22 protein-coding genes and 1 tRNA gene are annotated in these 25276 nt (G+C 58.0%); 9 read left to right on the top strand and 14 right to left on the bottom strand.

Translation table 11 applies throughout. The annotated features are described in order from the left end of the window. The first annotated feature begins 63 nt into the window (after positions 1–63). A tRNA-Pro gene (locus HNR03_RS22575) sits at positions 64–140 on the top strand. Between the two features lie 153 nt (positions 141–293). Beyond that, on the top strand, positions 294–1919 hold the full coding sequence (locus HNR03_RS22570; protein ID WP_259155851.1) for a methyl-accepting chemotaxis protein: 1626 nt from the start codon (positions 294–296) through the stop codon (positions 1917–1919). 60 nt (positions 1920–1979) lie between these two features. Here the strand turns inward: HNR03_RS22570 and HNR03_RS22565 are convergent, their stop codons facing one another. The 5 genes from HNR03_RS22565 to HNR03_RS22545 all read right to left on the bottom strand — a co-directional run bounded on the left by HNR03_RS22565 (position 1980) and on the right by HNR03_RS22545 (position 5432). Further along, the gene (locus HNR03_RS22565) at positions 1980–2378 is read right to left on the bottom strand and encodes an EF-hand domain-containing protein (RefSeq protein ID WP_259155850.1); all 399 of its coding nucleotides are present in this window, start codon (positions 2376–2378) and stop codon (positions 1980–1982) included. A 319-nt stretch (positions 2379–2697) separates the two neighbouring features. Continuing rightward, positions 2698–3996, bottom strand: a complete 1299-nt coding sequence (locus tag HNR03_RS22560) for an NAD(P)/FAD-dependent oxidoreductase (protein ID WP_222588500.1) — start codon at positions 3994–3996, stop codon at positions 2698–2700. A gap of 60 nt (positions 3997–4056) precedes the next feature. Beyond that, positions 4057–4230, bottom strand: a complete 174-nt coding sequence (locus tag HNR03_RS22555) for a DUF3094 family protein (protein ID WP_090179818.1) — start codon at positions 4228–4230, stop codon at positions 4057–4059. Positions 4231–4281: 51 nt separating this feature from the next. Next, positions 4282–4809, bottom strand: a complete 528-nt coding sequence (locus HNR03_RS22550; protein WP_259155849.1) for an MOSC domain-containing protein — start codon at positions 4807–4809, stop codon at positions 4282–4284. Then, the gene (locus HNR03_RS22545; protein WP_003228301.1) at positions 4806–5432 is read right to left on the bottom strand and encodes a DUF1780 domain-containing protein; all 627 of its coding nucleotides are present in this window, start codon (positions 5430–5432) and stop codon (positions 4806–4808) included. The genes HNR03_RS22550 and HNR03_RS22545 overlap by 4 nt, the downstream gene beginning before the upstream one ends. Positions 5433–6141: 709 nt before the next feature. Here HNR03_RS22545 and potE point away from each other — a divergent pair. Together potE and HNR03_RS22535 are read left to right on the top strand one after the other, a co-directional pair. Further along, positions 6142–7482: a putrescine-ornithine antiporter gene (gene potE, locus HNR03_RS22540; protein ID WP_259155848.1), complete on the top strand. Its 1341-nt coding sequence runs from the start codon at positions 6142–6144 to the stop codon at positions 7480–7482. 48 nt (positions 7483–7530) lie between these two features. Beyond that, a complete protein-coding gene (locus HNR03_RS22535) occupies positions 7531–8436 on the top strand; it encodes an amino acid ABC transporter substrate-binding protein (protein WP_405046078.1) in 906 nt (301 codons plus the stop codon). A 38-nt stretch (positions 8437–8474) separates the two neighbouring features. Here the strand turns inward: HNR03_RS22535 and HNR03_RS22530 are convergent, their stop codons facing one another. From HNR03_RS22530 to HNR03_RS22515, 4 genes are all read right to left on the bottom strand, one after another. Further along, positions 8475–9647, bottom strand: a complete 1173-nt coding sequence (locus HNR03_RS22530) for a DUF2252 domain-containing protein (protein WP_310504652.1) — start codon at positions 9645–9647, stop codon at positions 8475–8477. Between the two features lie 342 nt (positions 9648–9989). Next, a complete protein-coding gene (locus HNR03_RS22525; protein ID WP_259155844.1) occupies positions 9990–11414 on the bottom strand; it encodes an efflux transporter outer membrane subunit in 1425 nt (474 codons plus the stop codon). A gap of 1 nt (position 11415) precedes the next feature. Next, entirely contained in the window at positions 11416–14625 is a 3210-nt protein-coding gene (locus tag HNR03_RS22520; protein WP_259155843.1) for an efflux RND transporter permease subunit, read from the bottom strand. Continuing rightward, complete coding sequence (locus tag HNR03_RS22515; RefSeq protein WP_405046084.1) at positions 14622–15698, bottom strand: efflux RND transporter periplasmic adaptor subunit; 1077 nt, start codon at positions 15696–15698, stop codon at positions 14622–14624. Before HNR03_RS22515 ends, HNR03_RS22520 begins: the two co-directional genes overlap by 4 nt. Positions 15699–16345: 647 nt before the next feature. Here HNR03_RS22515 and HNR03_RS22510 point away from each other — a divergent pair. The 4 genes from HNR03_RS22510 (at position 16346) to HNR03_RS22495 (ending at position 19865) form a co-directional block, all read left to right on the top strand. After that, the gene (locus HNR03_RS22510) at positions 16346–17980 is read left to right on the top strand and encodes a SulP family inorganic anion transporter (protein ID WP_405046083.1); all 1635 of its coding nucleotides are present in this window, start codon (positions 16346–16348) and stop codon (positions 17978–17980) included. Positions 17981–18045: 65 nt separating this feature from the next. Next, complete coding sequence (locus HNR03_RS22505) at positions 18046–18708, top strand: VIT1/CCC1 transporter family protein (RefSeq protein ID WP_222588492.1); 663 nt, start codon at positions 18046–18048, stop codon at positions 18706–18708. A gap of 188 nt (positions 18709–18896) precedes the next feature. Next, entirely contained in the window at positions 18897–19586 is a 690-nt protein-coding gene (locus tag HNR03_RS22500) for an energy-coupling factor ABC transporter permease (RefSeq protein WP_259155838.1), read from the top strand. A 63-nt stretch (positions 19587–19649) separates the two neighbouring features. Beyond that, a complete protein-coding gene (locus HNR03_RS22495; RefSeq protein ID WP_222588490.1) occupies positions 19650–19865 on the top strand; it encodes a hypothetical protein in 216 nt (71 codons plus the stop codon). Between the two features lie 4 nt (positions 19866–19869). On the opposite strand, the gene yacG is transcribed toward HNR03_RS22495, so the two are convergent. From yacG to pilB, 5 genes are read right to left on the bottom strand one after another with little or no spacing between them, the layout of a single operon-like run. Further along, a complete protein-coding gene (gene yacG / locus HNR03_RS22490) occupies positions 19870–20070 on the bottom strand; it encodes a DNA gyrase inhibitor YacG (protein ID WP_222588489.1) in 201 nt (66 codons plus the stop codon). After that, positions 20067–20690 (bottom strand): dephospho-CoA kinase, encoded by a 624-nt coding sequence (gene coaE, locus HNR03_RS22485; RefSeq protein ID WP_259155836.1) that lies wholly within the window; start codon positions 20688–20690, stop codon positions 20067–20069. The genes yacG and coaE overlap by 4 nt, the downstream gene beginning before the upstream one ends. Further along, positions 20687–21559, bottom strand: coding sequence for an A24 family peptidase (locus HNR03_RS22480; protein WP_259155835.1), 873 nt, complete (start codon positions 21557–21559; stop codon positions 20687–20689). The genes coaE and HNR03_RS22480 overlap by 4 nt, the downstream gene beginning before the upstream one ends. 1 nt (position 21560) lies before the next feature. Continuing rightward, on the bottom strand, positions 21561–22778 hold the full coding sequence (locus HNR03_RS22475; RefSeq protein WP_259155834.1) for a type II secretion system F family protein: 1218 nt from the start codon (positions 22776–22778) through the stop codon (positions 21561–21563). Positions 22779–22780: 2 nt separating this feature from the next. Next, complete coding sequence (gene pilB / locus HNR03_RS22470) at positions 22781–24481, bottom strand: type IV-A pilus assembly ATPase PilB (RefSeq protein WP_222588485.1); 1701 nt, start codon at positions 24479–24481, stop codon at positions 22781–22783. A gap of 224 nt (positions 24482–24705) precedes the next feature. Here pilB and HNR03_RS22465 point away from each other — a divergent pair, with 224 nt between their 5' ends. After that, positions 24706–25128 carry a pilin gene (locus HNR03_RS22465; RefSeq protein WP_259155833.1) on the top strand — a complete coding sequence of 141 codons (423 nt, stop codon included), beginning with the start codon at positions 24706–24708 and terminating at the stop codon, positions 25126–25128. Positions 25129–25276: the final 148 nt, after the last annotated feature.

The raw sequence follows: 25276 nt of genomic DNA, 5'->3' as shown, positions 1-25276 counted from the left end.
TTAAGATCAGACGCCAAAAGCTCTGTTCGCAGAAGGCGCCTTTAAAAGGTGCCTTTTTTTTACCGGGGTATAGCGCAGTCCGGTAGCGCGCCTGCTTTGGGAGCAGGATGTCAGGAGTTCGAATCCCCTTACCCCGACCATATTAAAAATCCTCGTATCGAAAGATACGGGGATTTTTTTTGTCTTCGAAAAAACAACACTTCAGTCGTCGTACAACCTGCCGATAACGAGGCTGCGGGGTACTGCCAAATGACGCCCCCAATCCTGACCACTACAAGAAAAGGGCGTTCGTCATGTTGCTTCGTCAGTTGAATATTGCTCCTCGGGCAGCCTTGGGGTTTGCCTTGATCGCCGTGCTGGTGGCCTTGCTCGGCGTTTTCGCCCTGGGGCAGATGTCGAGCATCCGCAGCAGCGAGGTGGCGGTGGAGAAGCAATGGCTGCCGAGTATTCGCGGTGGCGACGAGATTCGCGAAATCATGCTGCGCATCCGCACGATCTCCCTGCGAATGGCGCTGGATCAGGACCCGAAGAACATTGCTCAATACCGCAGCCAGATGGATACCCGGGACAAGGAGCTGAGCGAAAAAATCGCCGCCTATGATCAGTTGGTCAACACTGCCGAAGGCAAGGCTCTGTATGACCAGTTCAAAACCACGTTCGCGGCTTACCGTGCCGGTATCGCCCAATCATTCTCCCTGGCCGAACAAGGGCGCCGTGACGAGCTGACCAAATTGTTGTTGGTGGACATGAAAACCGTGGTCGATGGCTCCGGCAAACAGCTTAATGACCTGGCAGACCTGTTTGCCAAACAGGTCGCCGCCGAAAGTCAGAACTCCGCAGCGCACTACGACACTTCGCGAATGATCGTCAGTCTGTTCATCGCCCTCGCAGCCTTGGCCACCGTTGGCCTGGCAATGCTGCTGACGCGCAGCATCGTCAAGCCTTTGGGCGATGCGTTGAATGCCGCGGAGAACGTCGCCCGAGGCGATCTGACTCGCCCCATCGAAACCCACGGCAATGACGAAGTGAGCCGCTTGCTCAAGGCTCTGGCGACCATGCAACAGAATCTGCGTGAAACCTTGCAAAGTATCAGCGGCTCGGCAGCGCAATTGGCCACGGCGGCCGACGAGTTGAACGCGGTCACCCTCGACAGCACGCAAAACCTGCAGCAGCAGAACAACGAGATCGAACAAGCCGCCACCGCCGTCAATGAAATGACCACGGCGGTGGAGGAGGTCGCGCGCAATGCCGTGTCGACTTCCGATGCCACGCGCCAGTCAAGCGAGTCTGCGCATGCGGGCCAGGAGCGCGTCAGCGAAACGGTGACGGCCATCGGCGCCCTCGCCAGTGATGTGCAAGTTACCGGCGGGTTGGTTCAGTCCCTTGCCAATCAATCCCAGGATATTGGCAAGGTACTGGATGTGATTCGGGCGATTGCCGAGCAAACCAATTTGCTGGCGCTCAACGCGGCAATCGAAGCGGCGCGGGCCGGAGAAAGCGGTCGGGGTTTTGCGGTGGTCGCCGACGAAGTTCGCGCCCTGGCTTATCGCACACAGCAGTCGACCCAGGAAATCGAGCAAATGGTCCAGGGTATGCGCAGCGGTTCAACCCAGGCGCTGAATTCGATGCAGGCCAGTTCCTCGCGCGCAGCCGCAACGCTGGCTCTGGCCGAGCGAGCGGGGGAGGCGTTGCAGACGATCACTGCTTCGGTGCACCAGATTCACGAACGCAACCTGGTGATCGCCAGTGCCGCAGAAGAACAGGCGCAAGTGGCGCGTGAAGTCGATCGCAATCTGGTGAACATCCGTGACCTGTCGGTGCGATCCGCCGCCGGGGCAGACCAGACCAACGCTTCAAGCCATGAACTTTCACAGTTGGCCAACTCGTTGCGCACGATGGTGCAACGCTTCCAGGTGTAAATCCGCCAGACAAAAAAAGCCGCGCTTCTCGGTGGAGAAGCGCGGCCTGGTTTCGGGCGTTTAGGCGCCGTCTTGGTCTTTCAGGTGCTCGAACAGACCTTTTGGCATTTTCTTGCCGTTGGCTTCGAAGTTGGCTTTCACGTTGTTGTAAGCCTCTTGCTCGTCGATGAAACCGTCATGGTTAGTGTCGATCTTGTCGAAGTTGGCCTTCGGCGCGACAGCCTGGAATTCGGCGCGGGAGACTTTGCCGTCGCCATCGGTGTCGGTCTTGGCCATCGACGCATCGCCACACTTGCCTTCACCACATTTGCCTTCAGGGGTTTTCACCACCTGTTCGGCCGAGGCCAGCAGGTAGCCCTGGGTCAGAGGCTGCGAAGCGAATACGGAACCGGACAACATCATGCCGCCGGCCAAGACAGCGCCGAGCAGACCAATAGTGTTTGTAGTGGTACGGGACATTTCAACTCTCCTGGGTTGCACGACACAACCGTTCGATAAAGGACGCCACGTCAGGCGGCGATAACCGTAGCTGGCTGGGTTGCCTTGCTCGGATGGGGTCATTTAACGGGTGAGGTGTATCGCTACTGTGTCGCGCAAGGGGGGAGTTTGTAAGCGAAGGGGCGAAATCGCGGGGGGAGATACAGTGAGACACAGATCAACAGGCGGGTGAGTAAGACATGTGGGAGCGGGCTTGCTCGCGAAAGCGGTGTCACAGTCAACAGAGATGTTGAATGTTATGACGCTTTCGCGAGCAAGCCCGCTCCCACACTGGACCGAGTTAGTGCAGCTTCAATCGCGGCTCTGTCCCGCGCCCGATCTTGCTGCCCAGCATCAGCATCGCCGTACGAAACGCGCCATACAGCGCCATCTGGTGCATGCGGTACAGCGACACGTAGAACATCCGCGCCAGCCAGCCTTCCAGCATCACGCTGCCGGTCAGGTTACCCATCAAGTTACCCACAGCCGAAAACCGCGACAGCGAGATCAGCGAGCCGTAGTCGGTGTATTTGTATTCCGGCAATGCCTTGCCTTCGATCCGCAGTTTCAGCGATTTGGCCAGCAACGACGCCTGCTGATGCGCCGCCTGGGCACGGGGCGGCACGTTGCGATCACTGCCTGGTTGCGGGCAGGCCGCGCAGTCACCGAAGGCGAAGATGTTCTCGTCCCGGGTGGTTTGCAGGGTCAGCAGCACTTGCAGTTGATTGATGCGGTTGGTTTCCAGGCCATCGATGTCCTTGAGGAAACCCGGTGCGCGAATCCCGGCAGCCCACACCTTCAGGCTGGCGTTGATCACTTTGCCATCGGCGGTGATCAGGCTGTCGGCCGTGACTTCGCTGACCGCGGCATTGGTCATGACGTTGACCCCGAGTTTCTCCAGGGTTTTATGCACAGGCCCACCGATGCGTTCCGGCAGGGCTGGCAATACCCGAGGTCCGGCTTCGATCAGGGTGATGTGCATGTTTTCCGGTTTGATCCGGTCGAGCCCGTAAGCGGCCAGCTCATGCGCGGCGTTGTGCAGCTCGGCGGCCAGTTCGACGCCGGTGGCACCTGCGCCGACGATGGCGACGCTGATCTGCTCGACCTTGTCGGTTTGCCCGGCATGGGCACGCAGATAGTGGTTGAGGAGTTGCTGGTGGAAGCGCTCGGCCTGTTTGCGGGTGTCGAGGAACAGACAATGTTGCGCCGCGCCCTGTGTCCCGAAATCATTGGTGGTGCTGCCGACGGCGATCACCAGCGAGTCGTAGCCCAATTCACGGGCCGGGACCAGCTCCACGCCGGCTTCGTCGTAGGTGGCGGCCAACTGGATTTTCTTCTGTTCGCGATCAAGCCCGCTCATGCGCCCCAGCTGAAACTCGAAGTGGTTCCATTTGGCTTGGGCAACATAGTTGAGTTCGTCTTCGGAAGAGTTCAGCGACCCGGCCGCCACTTCGTGCAACAGCGGCTTCCAGATGTGCGTCAGGTTCGCGTCGACCAGCATCACACTGGCCGTGCCACGCTTGCCCAGAGTCTTACCCAGACGGGTAGCCAACTCCAGACCGCCGGCGCCGCCGCCAACGATGACAATACGATGAGTCATGGGGATATCTCGCAAGGCTAAAGGAAATAGGTGCGGTTACCCTCGCGAGCGCAATGCGGCTCATAGCGCCAGGTAACCGATAAGTCGGCTCAACAGGCCCAAACCAATGGTCACTGCGAGCACCAGCACCAGGAGCATCCACGGCCGGAAAGGCCGGCGCTCGACTCGGTGCTGGGACAGGTGCAGGTACTCTTCGACATGCTTCTGGTCGTCGGGGTTCAGGCGGCTGGTCATAAAGGCCTCGTCAGGTAGACGTTGCTGAATGTGTGGAAGCTACAGGCTGATTTAACGAACGTTGAACGGAGCATAGCCGGTGTCCGGAACCGGCTCGACGCTCACCGTGTCGTCCAGGCGAATGATTCCACTTTGTAACACCCGGGCGGTGATTCCGCCATGTCCGCGAACCGCCTGAAACGTCCCCGGCCCGAGGTTGTTTTGCAGGCGTGCGCAAGGCTGGCACCAACCGGTGGTTTCGAAAATCGCCTGGCCGATCTTGAAGCGACGGCCCTTGAGGCTGAACAGGTTGATACCGCTGATAACCAGGTTGCGCCGCAGATCACTCGGTAACACCGGTTGATCGTCCGGGCGGCCCATCAGCGAACTGATCACCGCCAGATGCTCCCACTGAATCAACGTCACCTGCCGTGCATTGCGTACGCCGGGCCGTGCGCGATCACCGGTCAGGCCGGCTTCAAGTCGCGCTTCCACGGCTTCGAGTTCGATCATCGGCACGTGAGGTTCCGGGCGCACGCCGATCCAGCGTACGCGGCCGACTTGCGGGACTTGCGCGATCAGTTCCTGCAATGGGCTCACAGGCTGATCCCGACATCGAAAACAATGCTGCGCCCGAGGTTGCTGCGCAGGAAATCCGGAGCGTCCGGATGGGCGAAGAGCACCCGGGCGAACGTCGGGCCGACCAGCGACAACGAACGCCAGCCTTGGCGCAGGTATTCGGTGGGCGGCGGGAAATGGCTGTTCAAGTCCAGCACTTCGCGCTTGAGGCTGGCGAACGCGATGATGTCCAGTTCCCCGAGGTCCATGCCGCGCTCTTTGTAGTTGTGCGCTTTTTTACGCAAGGTCGGCGCCAGTCTTAGCAAGAATTCATTGGCTGGAATGCGCCGGGGCTTGGCTTCGCGGCGGACCAACTGACTGAGGGAAAACGCGCTGCGTCGACGTTGCAGCTCGTCGCGCCATTCATCGTTGAGGCGCCGGCCTTCATCGAGTACGAAGAACACCTCAAAATTGGCGTCGCGAAACAGCACGTCCGGCGGTTCCCCGGCGGGTGCGAATTCGTCGGCGCGATAGGGAATGTTCAAGCCTTGCAACAGGCGCTGGCAGACCCAACGCTCACGCTCCCATTTGCGGGCATTGGACAGAAATGCGTTGGCTTGCTCGGCCGCGATGGTCAGCAGGCGTAAATAATCTGAGTCATCCATAGGCCCAAGCTTAGCGTTCAAATGTGACCCTAAGGAATAAAGTCTGTCGCGAAAGAAAAAAGTCTGCCGGGATTTCGCGTGCCTCTGCGCGAACGCTTGCCATTCGCTATGCGGTGCGCTGTGAGTCGCTACGCTGGAATTGTTGATTTTTATCAATGGATTTGCGCATGACTGAGGACACGATTCCCACTAAGCAATGATGCAATTTAATAGTTTGCTCACCTGCAGCTAATTCAAAAAGCCAAGGATGACCCGGCTCATCATTTTTGTATTTTCGGAGCATCTTCAATGAATATTTTTATTGAAAAGGACCCCGTACTAAATCGCTGGTGGGTTCACATGGATGTGTGGGTCGTAAGTTTTCGCAGTCTTGATGGCGCTGAATCTTTTGTCGAACGATTGAATTCGCGAATCAATGCGCCGCATGCCCTCTATATGATTGGAGATTATTCTCTGTTACCAAAGAAAGATCTGAAACAGTCCAGCGCTGAATCAACACGATGTACTCCACCCCTTAAGCAATGCTCTCACGCGTGATACTCAATTCTTCTCGAGGGAGTGAAGAAAAGAAACGCGCTGCCCTAGTTATGTCTATAGCTATTGTTGTCAGTTAATCGATTCAGGGTTTTGAGACGGCCAGCTTGTTAACTTTCCTTAGCGTACCGCCGGACGCGAGGGTCAACCCGTTGAGCAGATCAAGGAGTTTCCGATGGCCGACTCAAGCAAAAAAATGAGCCTCATGGGGCTTACCACGCTGGTGACGGTGAACATGATGGGCTCGGGCATCATCATGTTGCCAACGAGCATGGCCCAGCTCGGGGCCGTTTCGCTTCTGTCGTGGATCGTTACCGCCATCGGTTCCATGGCCATCGCCTACTGTTTTTCCCAGTGCGGAATCTACTGTCCGCGCTCCGGCGGGTTGTCAGCCTACACCGAAGAAGCCCATGCCAAATCGGGGTTCTTCCTTTGCTCGTACCTGTACTTTCTCTCGCTCGCCATCGCCAACGTCGCAGTTGCTATCTCCGCGGTCGGGTACATGACATCGTTCGTGCCCTGGTTGGGTAGCGGTGCCATCCCGTTGTTCATCGGTACGGTCGGCCTGCTTTGGCTGACCACCGTGGCGAATTTTGGCGGCCCTGGCATCACCGGCAAGATTGGTGCGATTACCGTGTGGGGTGTGATCATCCCGGTGGCCGGGTTGAGCATCATCGGCTGGTTCTGGTTCAAGCCCGAACTGCTGATTGCCGCCTGGAACCCGAACAACCTGCCCATCTCCGAAGCCATCGGCAAGGCAATTCCCCTGACCCTGTGGGCATTCCTTGGCATGGAGTCGGCGGCGCAAGCGTCTGATGCAGTGGAAGATCCCAAACGCACCGTGCCGCTGGCCTGTCTGTTCGGCACGCTGGGTGCGGCAGTCATCTATGTGCTGTCGACGACGGTTATTCAGGGTGTCATTCCAAACGCCGAGCTGGCCAACTCGACGGCACCGTTTGCGCTTGTCTATGCACACATGTTCAATCCGGCGGTCGGTCACATCATCATGGCGCTGGCGGTGATGGCCTGTGTGGGGTCGTTGCTGGGGTGGCAGTTCACCTTGGCACAAACAGCCAAAATGACGGCTGACCAAGGCATGTTCCCCAAACTCTTCAGCAAAGTGACCTCACTCGATGCACCCATCGTCGGCATGCTCGTCTGCGGTGTGCTTCAAACGCTGATGGCGTTGTCGACCATCTCGCCCAATGCCAGTGCCCAGTTCGGAAAACTCGTCAGCCTGGCGGCGGTGACCAACCTGATCCCCTACGTTACGGCGGCTACCGGCTTGCTGGTCATGATGTACAAGGCCCGCGTCAGCGCGGGGGTCTTCATGCGCAACACCACGCTTTTGCTGATCGCCGTGGCCTATTCTCTGTACGCCCTGTTTTCCTGCGGTAGAGACGCGGTATTCGGCGGTGCTCTGGTCCTTGTTTTCGGGTACTTGCTCTACGGCTTCCTCGCCAAGCGCTCTGTCGAGGCGCCTTCAACCGTTCAAGCCAGAATCGACAATCCTTAGTCGTTGTGTTCAGTCATGCAAAGACATCTGAATTCGGGTAACCGGGACATGAACGTAAAATTGATAAAAACCATCCACCTCTTCTTCGTCGGCTTGCTTGGGCTGATGTCGTTGATGGCCGGTGCCAATACCCTTGAACGGGTGCGGGCGAGCAATACCTTCACCCTCGGTTACTTGCCGGACTTCGCACCTTTCAGCGACCAGGCAGGCGATAAAGCTACGGGTTATGCCATCGATCTTTGTTTGAAAATCGCCGATAAGGTCAAGGCCGATTTGGGTTTGCAGGGGATGCAAGTGCGTTATCAGGCTGTCACTGACTCAGAGAAGATGAGTGCCGTCAGTTCAGGCAAAGTTGACATCCTTTGCACACCGACGCCGCCCACCCTGCAAGAGCGCAAAATCGTAAGCTTCTCGGTGCCCGTCTACACCGCCGGCCTCTCTGCCGTGGTGCGCGAGGATGCATCGGAGCCGTTGCTGAATGCGCTCAACGGCAAAGTCGCTCATACCGGGCCGACCTGGCGCGCAACGGTCAATCATGGGCTGTCCAACCAAACCTACGCGACTATAGCGGGCGGAGTCACTGAAGCGTGGATTCGCCAGAAAATGCAGTTGCTGGGTGTTGTGGCAACGCTCGTCACGGTTCCGAACGTTGATGCAGGAATCAAGTTGGTCGCCGAGGGTAAAGCCGATGCGTTCTTTGCTGAACGCATGATGATCAAAAATCTTCTCTCCACGCATTACGCAGCCGCGAATCTGATCTTGCTGGATCGCATTTTCGAATACGCGCCGACGGCAATGGCGGTGGATCGCAACGATGAGAACTTCCGCTTGCTGGTCGACACTGCGCTGAGTGAAATGTACCGCTCGGGTGAAATCGAACAGGCCTATGACAAATACTTGGGTGGCATCAGCAATCTGGGCAAGAAGCTGTTCAAGGTTTATGCGCTTCCGTAGTCGTTTAATTAGCGGGCGCGGTGATTGGATCGGCGTCATTAGTCTTCTTCTCTAAGCGCTTTGATGCGCCCCGATTTTTCGGCGGCTATCAGTGACGCATGATCTTTCGCATTTTGATCCGCATAGCTCATGGCAAACTTGCCAATGGCCAGATCGAAGGTGTCCGATTTTCCCAAATAGCCGCTAATGAGTGCTGAATCACCGGATTTTGCATGGGCACGGGCCAGGGTGAGGCCGCACAACTCGGCGTATAACTTCATTTGTTCAACCGATGCGCCCTCGATAGGGGCCGACATTTTCATGTCCCTCAACTGGCGCACGAAAAAATGCCGGCCACTTTTTCCCTGCGCCCAGCCCAGGAAAATATCGCTGGCGGACTGCATTAGCCGTTGCCCGGTAACAACACGCTGACCTTGATTCTCGAATTCGCTCTTGCCGGCAAAGGGTGCCAGTACCGAAGGACTGGCTTCCTTGAATTGCAGAAGCAGCGGGTGGTTTTCCGCGGAAAAAAACAGGCCCACGAAACAATGGGTACCGACGCTGCCGATCCCGACGGCCTTGACGACAAAGTCTTCGAGTCGGTAACGATCCAGCAGCACACGTCGTTCGAGGGGTAGCGATAATCGATAGTCCTGCAGCGTCAGCCGCACACGCTGTTCGAAGTCATGTTCATACACATGAAACAGTATCGGTGGCTGATCGACCAACCGCCGACGCCCTGCCACTTCGTTGCTGATGGTCGGATAAAGGTAATCGCCGATGCGTACTTTTGCTTTGGCGATCACCTGTTCTCTATTTTTTTTGATTTTGGCGTTGGGGGCCATGTCGATGATCATTTGAGCATCGAGGCGGTCATACCAGACCTCCAGCGGACTCATCTTCGACAGTTTGCGCAGGCGCCTGCGGTAAGCACTGACACACTCGACCGCGATCGCCTGGGCATCTTTGTCACTGATCTGGAGATCGCGGGCAGCCACGGCAAAACTGATCGCCAAGCGTTTGATATCCCACTCCCAAGGCGCAGGAAGCGTTTCGTCGAAATCGTTGATATCAAAAATCAGATTACGTTCGGGAGTTGCGAACAGTCCAAAGTTCAAGAGATGGCAATCTCCGCAGGCTTGTACCCGAACGCCTGTGGTCGGAGTCGTCGCCAGGTCATACGCCATGACCCCCGCAGAGCCGCGCAGAAAGGTGAATGGGCTGCGTAGCATGCGCCCGAAGCGCACAGGAATCAGGCTGGGCAATCGATATCGGTTCGACGTTTCCAGAATATCAATGGGGTCGCGGTGTTTGCGTGTCGGCTTCCAGACGGCGTGAAGCGCATGTGGACAGGTCCTGGATAAACGCTCACCCGCTTCAAGGCGCTCCTTGCGCGAGCGAAAAAACACCTCGTCGTCCCACATTCCCTTGACGTTCTCCACCGCACCTTTGGCAGAACCCATTTGGTTGTGAGACATATCCGCTCCTTTACTCAACGAAGTCGAATGCGTTTGGGGCAGGCCATGGTTTCAATAAGCTCGTTGAGCAGTTGGCCTGTTGCCTGATCACGGTTTCTATTGCGCGGCGGTTGCCGTCAGACTGTCCGCCTGACTCACCCAGCCTCCGCCGGTTGCCTTGTACAGATCAATCATGTTGGTGAACACCGAGCCCCGGGTGCGGGTGTAATTCAACTCGGCGTCAAACAGGCTGCGCTCGGCGTCCAGCACTTCGATGTAGCTGGTGTAGCCGTTTTCGTAACGCTGCCGTGCGAAATGGGCGTATGTGCGCAGTGCGTCGACTTGCCTTGCCTGGTAATTCATCTGCTCTTTGGATTTGCTCGACGCCACCAAGGCATTTTCAACGTCCCTGAACGCCGATTGAATTGCCTGTTGGTACGTCAACAGCGCTTGTTTCTGGAAGGCTTCAGCTTGTTGCACCTGCCCGGCGATGCCGCCGCCAGTGAAGATTGGCATGCTTGCCGCAACGCCGTATGACCAGGTGGAGGCGGGCCCGGTGAACAGGTTCGACAGTTGGTTGCTGGCAGACCCTAACAGCCCGGTCAGGGAGATAGTCGGGAAATACTGGGCCTTGGCCGCGCCAATCTGCGCATTTGCCGAGATAAGATTCAGCTCCGCCTGACGCAAATCGGGTCGCCGCTCAAGCAAGTCAGACGGTAAGCCGGCAGGCACCGTTGGCAGATTCAGTTGGCTCAGGTCGCGCCCTCGAATGATCGGCCCCGGGTTGCGCCCCAGTAGCACGGCCAGGGCGTTTTCCTGTTGCGCGACCAAGGGTTCGAATTGCGCAACAGACGCCCGGGTTCGCTCGTACTCGGATTGGTTTTGTGCCAATTCCATTTCAGAAATGGTGCCGGCACCAAAGCGTAGTTTGAATATTTCATAAGAGTCGCCGCGCACCTTGGCGGTCGTGCGGGCGATCTCCAGCTCCCGGTCGAGATCGCGCAGCGTCACGTAACTCGATGCTACCGACGCCACCAGGCTCAATATGACGCTTCGACGACCTTCTTCCGAAGCGAGCAGATCGGCACGGGCGGATTCGTCGAGGCGGCGCAAACGGCCCCAGATATCCAGTTCCCAGTTCACGCTGAGAATGGCCTGGTAGTTGTTGAACACCGGATCCACCGTTGGGTCCAGCGGCACCGGGCCGTTGTCCCGCTGCGAACGGTTTCGTTGCGCCTGGGTACCCAGCCCGACTTGCGGGAACAACAGGGAACGGGTTTGACCGTACCGGCCCTGGAATTCTTCGACCCGCGCGGCGGCAATCTTGATGTCTTTGTTTTCTTGCAACGCGATGCGGATCAGGTCATTCAGGACAGGGTCCTGGAATTGCTCCCACCACAAGGTGTTCGACAGATTCTTTGCTTCCTTGTCCGCGTAACGGTACGCCGCGGGGGTGTCGATTTTCGGGGGCTGATAGTCAGGCCCCACCATGCAACCCGCGAGGCACAAATACAGCAGCAGAGGGACGGTGGGCTTGCGCATCTCAATCCCCCTCATGTCTGTTTTGCGCCGCACCATCGGGAATCTGCGCAGCCTGCGGCGGTGCAGCCGGCCTGACAGTCTTTTGCTCGGCGTCCTTTTCCCCGAACATTCTTTCAATCAGGTAATAGAAGAGAGGGATGAAGAAGATCGCAATCACCGTCGCCGCCAACATGCCGCCAATCACCCCGGTCCCGATGGAGTGACGACTGTTCTCCGAAGCACCCACAGCAATGGCCAACGGAACGCAGCCGAGGATGAACGCCAGGGACGTCATCACGATAGGGCGCAGCCGTTCCCTTGCGGCAGTCATGGCGGCATCGTAGGCCGACATGCCGGTTTCCCGGTTGAGCACCGCAAACTCGAAAATCAAAATGGCGTTCTTCGCCGCCAGCGCCACCAGCATGGTCAAGCCGATCTGGAAGTAGACGTCGTTGCTCAAGCCTCGAATCAGGACGGCGAGCAGCGCGCCGAACAATGCAAATGGCACCGCCAGCAGCACACCCACCGGCAGCGACCATTTTTCGTATTGCGCCGCGAGAATCAGGAACACCATCACCAGGCCAAAAATGAACACCTGGGAGGAGGCACCGCCGCTCTTTTTCTCTTCGAACGCCTCGCCGCTCAAGGCCAGCGCGTAGTCGTTGGTCATGATTTGCGCGCTGATTTCTTCCAGGGCATTGAGCGCCTGGCCGGAGCTGTAGCCGGGCGCCGGGTTCGCCGTGAGTTTGACCGCCGGGAAGTTATTGAAACGGGTCAGCAGGTCGGGGCCGGTAACGTAACGGGTGGTCAGCAGGGCTTTGAGCGGCACCATGTCATGGTTTTTGCTGCGCACGTAGATCTCGCGCAGGTCCTCGGCCTTCAAGCGATACGCCGGTTCGGCCTGCAAAATCACCTGCCACAGCCGACTGAACTTGTTGAATTGCGAAACGTACAGCGAGCCGAACATGGTCTGCATGGCGCTGTAGACATCTTCGACCGGCACCCCCAGGGTTTCCGCTTTTTCCCGGTCGACGTCCACCATCAGCTGGCGGGAAAACACGTTGAAGGTGGAGGTGATAGCGCCCAGTTCCGGCCGCTCCTTGGCCTTCGCCACCAGATTAGCGACCATTTCCGCCAGTTGATCGATGCTGGCGTCACCCTTGCTCTGAACCCAGACCTCCATCCCGCCGGTCGTACCGAGGCCAGGAATCGAAGGTGGGTTGACCGGCAGAATGATCCCGCCCTGAACCGTGGAAAACGCCCGCGCGGCTTTCTGAATCACCGCCGGGGCGCTTTGTGCCTTGATGGTATCGGAGTCTTTGTAGCGTCCTTCGAAATCCTTGAAACCGACGAAAAACGCACCGGCATTGTTCTTGTTCTGTCCGTCGAGCAGGCTGTAGCCGTTAACGATCGCGACGCCTTCGACGGCTTCGTCGTTCATGAAGAAGTCACTGGCTACTTTGCCCACCTCACCGGTGCGATCGAGGCTGGCGGCGTCGGGCATGATCACCGCGCCAAGCAAGTAGCCCTGATCTTCCGGTGGCAGGAACGCACTGGGAATGCGCTGCCCAATCAACAGGATCAGCACGATCATCCCGGCAAAGAGCAGCAACGCCAGCACGAAGCGCTTGATCATGAAGGCCACCGAGCGTGAGTAGCCCTCGGTCATGCGCTCGAAGTTGCGTTCGAACCAGCGGAAAAATGCGTTCTTGTCGCCGTGCTGAGGTTTGAGTAGCAAGGCGGCCAGGGCGGGGGAGAGGGTCAAGGCGACCAGGCCGGAAATCACCACGGAAATGGCGATGGTGATCGCGAACTGTTTGTACAGCTGACCGGTGATACCGCCCATGAAGGCCACCGGAATGAACACCGCGCACAGCACCAGCACGATGGCCACCACGGGACCTGCCACTTCATCCATCGCCCGTTTCGCCGCGTCCTTGGGCGTCATCTTGTGCACATGCATGTTGCGTTCGACGTTTTCGATCACCACGATCGCATCGTCCACCACGATACCGATCGCCAGCACCATGCCGAACAGCGTCAGCATATTCACCGAAAATCCGAGGGCGGACATGCCGATGAACGTGCCGACAATCGATACCGGCACCGCCAGCACCGGAATGAGCGTGGCACGCAGGCTTTGCAGGAAGATGTAAACCACGATGACCACCAGCACCAACGCTTCGAAGAAGGTGTGGATCACCTCGGAAATCGAAGCGCGGGTAAAGGCCGTGGTGTCCATCACGATCTTGTATTCGATGCCCTCGGGAAACGTGGCCTTCATATCGGACAAGGTCTTGGTCACCGCCGCAGAAACGTCGAGGGCGTTGGCGCCGGGTTGCTGATACACGGCAATCAATGTCGCCGGCCGGCCCTGATAGGTGCTGCGCAGGGAATAGTCTTTTTGCCCCAGCTCGGCGCGTCCGACGTCCTTGAGTCGAACGATGGCGGCGCCGTCGTTGCTGGCGCGCAAGATAATGTTCTCGAATTCCGAAGGTTCGGTCAGACGTCCCTTGGTCGTCACCGCAAAAGACTGCTCGACAGGTTGCCCCGTTGGCGACTGACCGACCCGGCCCACGGCGAACTGCTGGTTCTGATTGGCTACGGATCTCTGTACGTCGGCGGCGGTGATGCCCAGTTGGGCCATGCGGTCAGGCTTGAGCCAGATCCGCATGGCATAGTCGGGCGTGCCGAAGATGCTGGCCTGGTTCGCCCCCGGAATCCGTTTGATCGCATCGAGGATATACAGGTTGGCGTAGTTGGCGACGTAGGTGCTGTCGTAGCGCTCGCCAGCGGAATACACGGCAAGCACCATCATGAACGCCGAGGATTTCTTCTGCACCTGGATGCCTTGGCTCTGCACGGCGGAGGGCAATTGCGGCAAGGCCAGATTGACCCGGTTCTGAACGTCGACCTGGGCCAGCGACGGATCGGTGCCGATCTCGAAGAAAACGTTGAGGGTCATGTTGCCCGTCGCCGAACTCGACGAGTTCATGTAGATCATGTTGTCGGCGCCGTTGACCTGCTGCTCGATGGGCGCGGCGACGTTATTGGCCACGACCTGTGCATCGGCGCCGGGGTACGTCGCGGCCACCGTAATCTGCGGCGGGGTGATGTCCGGGTATTGCGCAACGGGGAGTTTGAGCATGGCCACTGCACCGGCCAGGGTGATGATGATGGAGATCACCGAAGCGAAGATCGGCCGGTCGATGCAATAGTGGGAAATGCTCATTGGCGTTCCCCGCCATTGGCTTTTACTGGTTGCCCATTGGCTGCGCTCGCGGGGGCGGCGCCAGGGGTATCGACGATATTCAATGGCCCGCCCGGTGTGACCCTGATCGCGCCATCGACGACGATGCGCTCGCCCGCCCGCAGGCCTTTGTTGATGAACCAGTTGTCGCCTTGCCAGTCGCCCACTTCGACCACCCGTTGCTCGGGTTTGCCTTCGGCATTGAGGACCCAGACGAAGTGGCTCTTGGCACCTTCCAGCACGGCCTTTTGCGGCACAAGAATAGCGTTGGGCCGGGAAGCGCCTTTGGCCAGGGCCCGTACAAACTGACCGGGACGGAGCTGGCCATTCGGGTTGGCGAGCACTGCCCGAACCAGGAAGGTGCCGGTGCCCTGGCTGTAGGAAGGCGCGAGGAAATTCACCTTGCCGGTGTTGGGCACCACGGTGCCGTCGGCCAGGACCACTTCAACGACAAACTCACTGCGTGGCGGGAAAACAAGATGACCGGCAGCGATCTCGTCGCGGTACTTCAGGGTTTCGTTTTCCGAGAGGCTGAAGTTGACGTACATCGGGTCCATCTGTGACACGGACGTCAGCAGTCCCGACTCACCTGGCGTCACATAACTGCCTTCCTGTTTTTTGGCATAGCTTGAAAGCCCGGTGAGGGGAGAGGTGATGGTGGTGTAACTGAGGTTCAATTGCTCGGTGCGTACATTACCCTCTGCGGCCAATACGGCGGCACGGGTCTCACGCTCGTTGCCGACGGCATTGTCCAGGTCCATCTTGCTGACCGCATTCTGCGCCGCCAGTGGGCGGACTCGAGCCAGCGTCGACTTGGCCACTTCCCAACGGGCCTGTTGCTGCGCCAGTTGCCCCTGGGCCGATACCAACGCGGCCTCAAAGGGTTTACGGTCCATCTGGAACAGCGTCTGCCCGGCCTTCACCAGATCGCCTTCGGTATACAGCCGCTTATCCAGGAATCCGGCCACGCGAGCACGGATTTCCACCTCGCGGGAGCTCTGGGTCTGGGCGACGAATTCGAAGGTTACTGGCGTGTTGCTGGCGGTGACCGTCATGACCGTCACTTCGGGCGGCTTGCGTGCCGGTGAAGCCGGTTCTTTGCCGCAGCCGTAAAGCAAGCTCAAAGCCCCCAAGACAAGGGCAAATGAAAAGCCGGCAGGCTGTCTGGCATTCTTGATATTCACGCCTGCGCCCCTCCCATGCCCGTTTAGGTTATATGAATGGATACGTAGGCATTTCTTATAAAGTAGCCATTTCTTATTAAAAAGCTAACACCCGTAGAAGGTGGCATTTCTGACAAATATCAACTGTACGCAACGGGACAGCCGGGCAACCCGTTACAGCGAAAAACATTACTTGCCACAGCGCGGACAAGACGAATCGATGAGGAGGTGGGTTTCGAAAACGAAGTGAAATCATCTGGCTGATACACAGGCGATATTTCGAATCGGATTCAAATTGATCAATGCTTATAGCCAGATACTTGATGTAAAACGGCTCGGGAACTACCCGCGCGAAGAATAGTTGATTTAACGCAAATCACGACGTCCGCCGCATTTCCATACTGACTTCGCAGGGATGAGTTGCTGAATGCAATTTCGCTCGGGAGTATTCAATGAGCCAGCGCCCCTCTGGACCGAATGAACCCCAACGGATTGACCCGTCTCAAGTTGCGCTTGCGCATTCGGACAGCCGCTCGCGTATGCCAGTACCGGAGTGGATGGGCAACTATCGGCAGGCTTGGCTCAAAGGCGATACGGTTGCAGGTCTGACCGCTGCGGCGGTGGTCATACCCAAAGCGTTGGCGTACGCCACCATTGCGGGTCTGCCGGTGCAGGTCGGGCTGTATACAGTCATGGTGCCGACGCTGATTTATGCCCTGCTCGGATCGTCGCGGCCGCTCAGTTTCAGTACGACTACGACACTCGCCATCCTTGCTGGCTCGGCACTCGCGCAGGTTGGGGCCTCCGGCGCAGACTTGATGACGGCATCAGCCACATTGACCCTGCTGGTAGGGGGATTCCTCATCCTGGCGGGGATCTTGCGCATGGGCTTTGTCGCCAGCTTTATCTCCGAGCCCGTACTGGTTGGATTCAAGGCAGGAATCGGCGTCGTCATAGTGCTCGATCAGATTCCCAAACTCATCGGCATTCATATCGAGAAGGGCGGCTTCTTCCATAACGTGTTGGTCACGTTGCAGGGCATCCCTGATGCGTCGTTACCGACTGTCGCCGTCGGAGCGCTCATGGTGCTTATCCTGATCAGCATGAAGCGCTTTACTCCTGCCATACCTGCGCCATTGGCAGCGGTAGCCATTGGGATTGCCGGGGTGAGCTTATTGGGTCTGGATCACCATGGTGTTTCGGTTGTCGGTCATGTTCCAACAGGTTTACCCGCCGTGACGTTGCCCGCGTGGGGGTTAGTGACACAGCTCTGGCCTTCTGCGGCGGGCATCGCGCTGATGAGTTTTACCGAAACCATTGCTGCGGGGCGTGCCTTCAGTCGCAATGATGAACCTTCGCCTCAAGCAAACCGGGAATTGATCGTGACCGGCATGGCCAACATCGGGGGAGCTTTCCTCGGCGCCATGACCACCGGAGGGGGAACGACGCAGACGGCGGTCAATCGGCTGGCCGGGGCCAACACTCAATTGGCGGGATTGATAACAGCCATTTTGGCATTCGGTACCTGCCTGTTGTTGGCCCCGTATATCGGCTTGATGCCCAATGCCACGTTGGCTGCCGTGGTCATCGTCTATTCAGTCGGGCTTATTCAGCCTTCCGAGTTTCAAGAGATTCTCAAGGTCCGCCGTACAGAGTTTATTTGGGCAGTTGTCGCAACGTTAGGAGTCATGATCCTTGGAACATTGCAAGGCATCGTCGTCGCAATAATCGTGTCACTTCTGGCCTTGGCTCATCAGGGTTCCGACCCGCCGGTCTATGTCATGGTTCGCAAGCCAGGAACCAACATCTTTCGCCCCAGGAGCGACGCTAATCCCCTCGATGAGCAATTCTGCGATTTGCTTTTACTGCGCCCCGAAGGCCGGATTTTCTTCGCCAATGCCGAGAGAGTCGGACAAAAGTTGCAGGCATTGATCGTCGAGGCGAAACCACGCGTCGTGGCTATCGATTTCACGGGTGTATTCGATCTGGAATACACCGCGCTCAAAATGCTCATAGAAGCTGAGCGCCGAATGTACGATCAAGGCGTGACACTGTTGCTGGTCGGCATGAACCCCACTGTATCGGCCATGATGATGCATTCGCCCTTGGCAGAGCTAAGCCAGACACGAATGTTTTTAAACCTTGAGCAAGTGGTTGCGAGTTACCAGGCTTAACCGGTCCTGGGATTCGTGATTTAGGCAACAGGCATCCCTGACGCAGCCAGGGGGAGGATGAGTGCATGCAAAGCACTGGAAAGCCAAAGCGAGCTCGTGTACTTGATCCGGTCGATCGAGTCACGGAAGTCATCTTCGGCCTGCTCATGGCAATGACCTTCACTGGAACAATCAGCGTGGCGACGGCTGGCGAGGAGGCGGAACGTACGATGATGATCGCCGCGCTGGGTTGTAACCTCGCCTGGGGACTTGCGGACGCCGTGATGTATTTATTGCGAACGCTGATCGAGCGCACACGCAACCTTACGTTACTCACACGTCTATATGGCGCGGCCGACGCCGCCGCCGGGCAAGCGCTGATTGCTGAGGCATTGCCACCGCGTTTCGCGTCGGTGGTCGGCACCGATGAGCTGGAGTCACTGCGCTGCAGTATGGTCAACCATTCAGCCATGCCCTTGCCGCCGCGCCTCGGCCTGGATGATTTCAAGGGCGCTGTCGGCGTTTTCCTGTTGGTAGTGCTCGCGACATTTCCGCTGGTGGTGCCGTTTCTCCTGCTTGAGGAGACTGCGCTCGCCGTGCGCGTGTCTAATCTCGTCGGCCTTGCGGTGCTGTTCATCGCCGGCTGGATACTCGCCAAGTACGCCGGCGCAACACCGTGGCAAGGTGGTGTGGCAATGGCGGTCACCGGGGCCATTTTAATCACCGCGATCATTGCGCTCGGCGGATGAGCGCGATGATCCTGCGAAAAGCATAAAGCGTTTACCGATAAAGGGCGTGACTGGGCAGCCAGAGAGGGCGGTGTAGACTGAGGGCCATAAAGCACACGATTCAACAAGGGGATGAACGTGAACTATTGGCCTGTGTTGCTGTTCAGTCGTCTGCCTTTGTGGGCCCAGGCGCTGGAGAAGGCGCGGCCATGATCGGTGCCGAGCTGCTGTCACCGCAAAGCCTGACGGTCGGCTGGTTGATATATGTGCCCGTGCTGCTCTGGGCCATCTGCCGTGCGCCCTGGGTTGAGCTGTTCAGTGACAGTCGCCGTCAGCATTTGCTGTTCGGTACGGTGTTCGCCCTGTTTATGCTGTGGCTGGTACGCCGTGATTTCGACACGGGCGTGTCTTACCACTTCATCGGCATGACCGCGGTGACCTTGCTGCTGGATTGGCCGCTGGCGATCATCGGTGGTTTGGTTGCGCAAACCGGGCTGGTGATGCTCGGGCGTCAGGACCTCGCGGCTTTAGGGATCAATGGCGCTCTGTTCATATTGCTGCCGGTTCTGGTCACTGAGTGCTGTGCGATTCTCGTGGAGCGAGCGCAGCCGCGAAATCCCTTTGTGTATATCTTCGTTTCCGGTTTCTTTGCGGCAGCGTTATCGGCGCTGCTGTGTCTTCTGCTGGCGCTCACGTTGCTATGGTTTGACGAACGTTTTGCCATGCCTTACTGGCTCGAAGATTTTGTCGGCTATCTGTGGCTGCTTATTTTTCCGGAAGCGTTTATCAACGGAATGATCGTCAGCGCGCTGGTGGTGTTCAGTCCGGAATGGCTGGAAACGTTCAATCGCACCCGCTACCTCTCGGCGCCCTGGAAAGACGACGATCCCAAGTCTTGACCCATATCAAATCCATTAAACGCTGCTGCTTTCATGCTCTGCAAAACCGTCAGGAGTATTGAAATGAGCGTCTACGAATGGGCAAGGCAAGAGGTGCGTCAAAGTCTGGATGCGGCGCAGGAAGTGGGGTTCGATCCGGGGCTGAGCCTGCGCGCCTTGCTCAGTGCGGTGGTGCAGCAGAGCAAGGCAGTGCGCAGTCTGGAAGACCTGGCCGATGAGTTGAGTTTTCTGGCAGAAAACCTCGATGACAGCCAGGAGTACGGATTTATGCGACCTTGAGTCATCAGTGACGCGGGTCGAAATCCCCGGAAAACATTTCATCCTCGGCATCCGGGGCGACCGGAATCTTGTGTTCTTCCGACGCCCAGGCGCCGAGGTCGATCAGCTTGCAGCGATCCGAGCAGAATGGCCGATTGACGTTGCTGGCAACCCATTCAACAGGTGCGCCACAGGTTGGGCAATTGACGGTTGGGGTCTGGCTCATGACTGGCCTCCACGCAAAGTAAGGTAAAAGTGATGCAGGCGTTCGACCTCGCTGTGCAGCCAGGCGAGGTCGCGGTCGTTGACCACCACATCGTCGGCATGGCTCACGCGGTCCTGGCGGCTGGACTGGGCCTTGAGGATCGCCTGGACCTGTTGCTCGTTCGTTTGGTCGCGCTGCAGGGTGCGTTCGATCTGTAGCTGTTCCGGTGCATCGATCACCAGCACCCGTTGGGTCATGGCGGCCTGCCCGGACTCGATCAGCAACGGCGAAACCAGAATCGCGTAAGGCGATTGTGCCTTGGCCAGATGATCGGCGATTTCCTTGGCGATCAGCGGATGCAGCAACGCCTCAAGCCAACGGCGTTCCTCGGGCACCTCGAAGATCAGTTTGCGCAGCGCTGCACGATCCAGTTGTCCGTCGGCTTGCAACACGCCGGGGCCGAAATGTTCAGCGATGCTGGCCAACGCCGGGCGACCCGGTTCCACCACCCAGCGTGCCGCGTGGTCGGCATCGACAACGTGCACACCCAGGTCGATGAAATGTTGGGCCGCCGCGCTTTTGCCGCTGCCGATGCCGCCGGTCAAGCCAAGAATCCAGGGTTTTTCCACAGGGGTATTCATTTCAAACCGACAAACTGCCAATAGAAGTCGGTTATTTGACCACCCCAGAGCAAGGCAATCCAGCCGGCAATCGCCAGAAAGGGGCCGAAGGGTATCGGTGTCGAGGTTTTCGCCTGGCGCAAACGCAGCAGAATCACCCCGATAACGGCCCCCACCAGCGATGACAGCAGGAGCGTCAACGGCAACATCTGCCAGCCGCCCCAGGCACCGAGCATCGCCAGTAACTTGAAATCGCCTTGGCCGATGCCGTCCTTGCCGGTGATCAGTTTGAACAGCCAGAACACCGACCACAACGTCAGGTAACCGGCCACCGCGCCCCACAAAGCTTCATGCAAGGACACGAAGAGCCCGAAGCTGTTGACGATCAATCCCAGCCACAGCAGCGGCAGCACCAGCACATCCGGCAGCAGTTGGTGCTCGGCATCGATCAGGCTCATCGCCAGCAAGCCCCAGGTCAGCACCATCAGCAGGCAGGCTTGCCAGCCGAAACCGAAATGCCAGGCGATAAACGCCGAAAGCAGGCCGCAGGCCAGTTCGGTCAGCGGATAGCGCTTGCTGATCGGAGCGGCACAGCTTGAGCATCGCCCCCGCAAAAAAACATAACTGAGCAGCGGAATGTTTTCCCACGCGCGAATGCGGTGGTTGCAATGCGGGCATTGGGAATGCGGCAGCATAAGGTTGTAGGTCGGGCCGGGGGCTTCCTGCGGCACGCCCAGCACATCACGGGCTTGCAACCGCCATTCGCGGTCGAGCATTTTCGGCAGGCGCCAGACCAGCACATTGAGGAAGCTGCCCACCAGCAGGCCAACTGCCAATGCGATCACCACGAACACCAGCGGGTAGAAGGTCAGAATGTCGTTCAAGGGCATGTCAGATCGCCGCGCCGAGTTGGAAGATGGGCAGGTACATCGCGACGACCAGGCCACCGACGACCACACCCAGCACCACCATGATGAACGGTTCCATCAGGCTGGTCAGGTTGTCGACCATGTTGTCCACTTCGTCCTCATAGAAGCTCGCGACCTTGTCCAGCATGTCGTCGAGTGCACCGGATTCTTCGCCAATCGCTGTCAGCTGAATGGCCATGCTGGGAAAAATACCGGAGGTGCGCATGGAAAAATTCAGCTGCATGCCGGTCGACACGTCCTGTTTGATCCGCAGGACCGCTCGCTTGAACACGATGTTGCCGGTGGCGCCAGCTACTGATTCCAGAGCCTCGACCAGCGGCACGCCAGCGGCGAAGGTGGTCGACAGCGTGCGGGCGTAGCGGGCCACGGCAGACTTGTACATGAGCGTGCCAATCAATGGCAGCTTCAGCAACCAGGTGTCCATTTTGTCCCGAAAGGCCTCGGACGTCTTGAAGGCGCGGCGCACACCGAACACGGTCGCGATCAGCACGCCGAGCATCGCCCACCACCACGCTTGCATGAACTCCGACAGCCTGATGACCATGACCGTGAAGGCCGGCAGTTCGGCGCCAAAACCTTTGAACACGGATTCGAACTGCGGCACCACCTTGACCAGCAGAATGCCGGTGACGATGATCGCCACAAACACCACCGCCAGTGGATAGGTCATGGCTTTCTTGATCTTGGCCTTGAGGCTTTCGCTCTTTTCCTTATAGGTCGCCACCCGCTCCAGCAGGGTGTCCAGGGCGCCCGCCTGCTCTCCGGCGTCGACCAGGTTGCAGTAGAGTTCGTCGAAATACTGCGGTTTTTTACGCAACGATGCCGCGAAGCTGTTACCGGCTGCGACTTCCTGTTTCACCTCGTCCACCAGTTTGCGCATGGCCGGGTTATCGAAACCTTCACCAATGATGTCGAACGACTGCAACAGCGGCACACCGGCTTTCATCATGGTCGCCATCTGCCGGGTAAACAGGGCGATTTCCTGAGCCTTGATACGGTTGCCAAAACTGAAGATCGAGGCTGATTTCTTGCGCACCTTTCCCGGATTGATGCCCTGCTTGCGCAACTGGGCCTTGATCAATGCGGGGTTCTGACCGCTTAACTCGCCGGTCATCCGGGTGCCTTTCCTGTCCGTGCCCTCCCAGGCGTAGACGCTGATTTTTGCTGCTTTGACCGCCATGTTCAGTCCTTGGTGACCCGATTGATTTCTTCAAGACTGGTGACGCCTTGCATGGCCTTGATCAGGCCGGAAGTGCGCAGGTCGTTGAAACCGTCCTTGCGCATCTGGATATCGATTTCCAGCGAGTTGCCTTCGGCCATGATCAGGCGTTGCAGATCCGGGGTGTTCTTCACCACTTCGTAAATCCCCACCCGACCTTTGTAGCCGCCGTTGCACTGGTCGCAACCGACCGGCTCATAGATCGTGAACGAGCCGATGCGTTCCTCGGGGAAACCTTCCTTGAGTAACGCCTCACGGGGAATCTCGATGGGTTTCTTGCAATGGCTGCACAGTTTGCGCGCCAGTCGCTGAGCAATGATCAGGGTGACCGAGGTGGCGATGTTGAAACCCTGAATGCCCATGTTGTGCAAGCGGGTCAGGGTTTCGGCGGCGCTGTTGGTGTGCAGGGTGGAAAGCACCATGTGCCCGGTCTGGGCGGCCTTGATGGCGATTTCAGCCGTTTCGAGGTCGCGGATCTCGCCGACCATGATGACGTCCGGGTCCTGACGCAGAAACGAACGCAGGGCCTGGGCAAAATCCAGTCCCTGTTTCGGATTGACGTTGACCTGGTTGATGCCCTCCATGTTGATCTCTACCGGGTCTTCGGCGGTGGAAATGTTGATGTCCACGGTGTTCAGGATATTCAAGCCGGTGTAGAGCGATACCGTTTTGCCCGAACCGGTGGGGCCGGTGACCAGGATCATCCCTTGTGGCTGTTTCAGCGCGGCCATGTACAGGTCTTTCTGCTCGGGTTCATAGCCGAGGGCGTCGATGCCCATTTGTGCGCTGGACGGGTCGAGGATCCGGATCACCACCTTCTCGCCCCACAAGGTCGGCAGGGTGTTGACCCGGAAGTCGATGGACTTGGTCTTGGACAAGCGCATCTTGATCCGCCCGTCCTGAGGTTTGCGCCGCTCGGAGATGTCGAGGCTGGCCATGACTTTCAACCGCGCCGCAATACGATTGGCCAATTGAATCGGCGGCTTGGCGACTTCACGCAGCATGCCGTCGGTGCGCATCCGCACACGGTAGGATTTTTCGTAGGGCTCGAAATGCAAATCGGAAGAGCCGCTTTTGATCGCGTCGAGCAGCATCTTGTGAACGAAGCGCACCACCGGAGCGTCATCGGCATCCTGACCTGCGATGGCGTCCCTTCTGTTGTCATCGACTGACTCGGTGTCCACACCATCAAGGTCGACATCTGCCATGTCCTCAAGGCCGGTGGAATGGCTGTCGAAGAATTTTTCGATGGCGTCGACGAGCTTGTCGTCCTCCACCAGGATGGCTTCGGTGGTTAACCCGGTACTGAACTGGATGTCGTTGATGGCTTGATGGTTGGTCGGGTCGGAAACGCCGACAAACAATTTGTTGCCGCGTCGCCAAAGAGGCAGGACGTGGTGCTGACGAACCAGCTTTTCGCTCACCAGCCCTCGTGGCTGGGTTTCCTTGTCCAGGTAGTTGAGGTCGAGCAGCGCCATGCCAAAGTGCTCGCAGGCGATTTCGGCAATCTGCTGGCTCTTCACCAGTTTGTTCTGCACCAGGTAATTGACCAGTGAGATTTTGCTGCGTTGAGCTTGCTGATACGCCTGTTGCGCGCTTTGTTCAGTGAGCAGCTCGGCCAGGACCAATTGCTTGGCCAGACCGCTAAGGGCGATGTCATTCATGGGGATACCGGACGCAGACAGTTCATGACTTATAGCCTAGTCAACGAGCTGAGCCAAACGGCGGGCATCAGGTGACAAAAAGTGTCAGATAGTGCGGTTACTGGGGGTAGGGAAGGGCTGTTTATGGCGCGTGCGCCCTGCTGGCATGGGGCGTGGTGCTTGGCACGGGCTGTGCTGGGGCTAATTCAGGTCATGAGATTTCGACTCATGCGTGGAGCTTGTCTATGAATACTCAAAAAGGTTTTACCCTGATCGAGCTGCTGATCGTGGTGGCGATCATCGGGATTCTGGCGACGTTTGCGTTGCCGATGTATTCCAAGTATCAGGCGAAGGCCAAGGTAACGGCGGGTCTGGCCGAGATTTCGGCGATGAAGGTGCCGTATGAAGAGGTGATCAATCAGGGGACTGCGCCAACCACCACCAACGTGGCACCGGCGGGTGCCTCCGCTACGTCTAACTGTACTTTGACAGTGACGGGTGTGGCTGCAACAGGCATAGGTACCATCGTCTGCACGCTGGTGAATGCCCCGGCTCCAGTGGTAAGCAAGACAATCACGTTGACTCGTGATCCAACCACTGGCTGGGTTTGCACCAGCACCGCGCAACAAGACTTCTTGCCTAAAAATTGCACCGGTTCTGCAACATAACGCTCGGTCATTCGCTTGAAAGCCAAAGCCCTGCCCCGGAAAGATTAATGCTGTTCACTTAAGTAAGTTTTGGGGTTGGGGTGGGGACATATCCATTGCTGCGGTAACGGCGGCTTAGGGTTCCGCCCTGACGGCGGGTCACTTGGAA

Source organism: Pseudomonas sp. JAI111 (genome assembly GCF_024809425.1).
In the GTDB taxonomy this organism is placed as follows: Bacteria; Pseudomonadota; Gammaproteobacteria; order Pseudomonadales; family Pseudomonadaceae; genus Aquipseudomonas.
The sequence above is the reverse complement of the archived record's forward strand: the minus strand, read 5'-3'. Positions and strand labels throughout refer to the sequence as shown.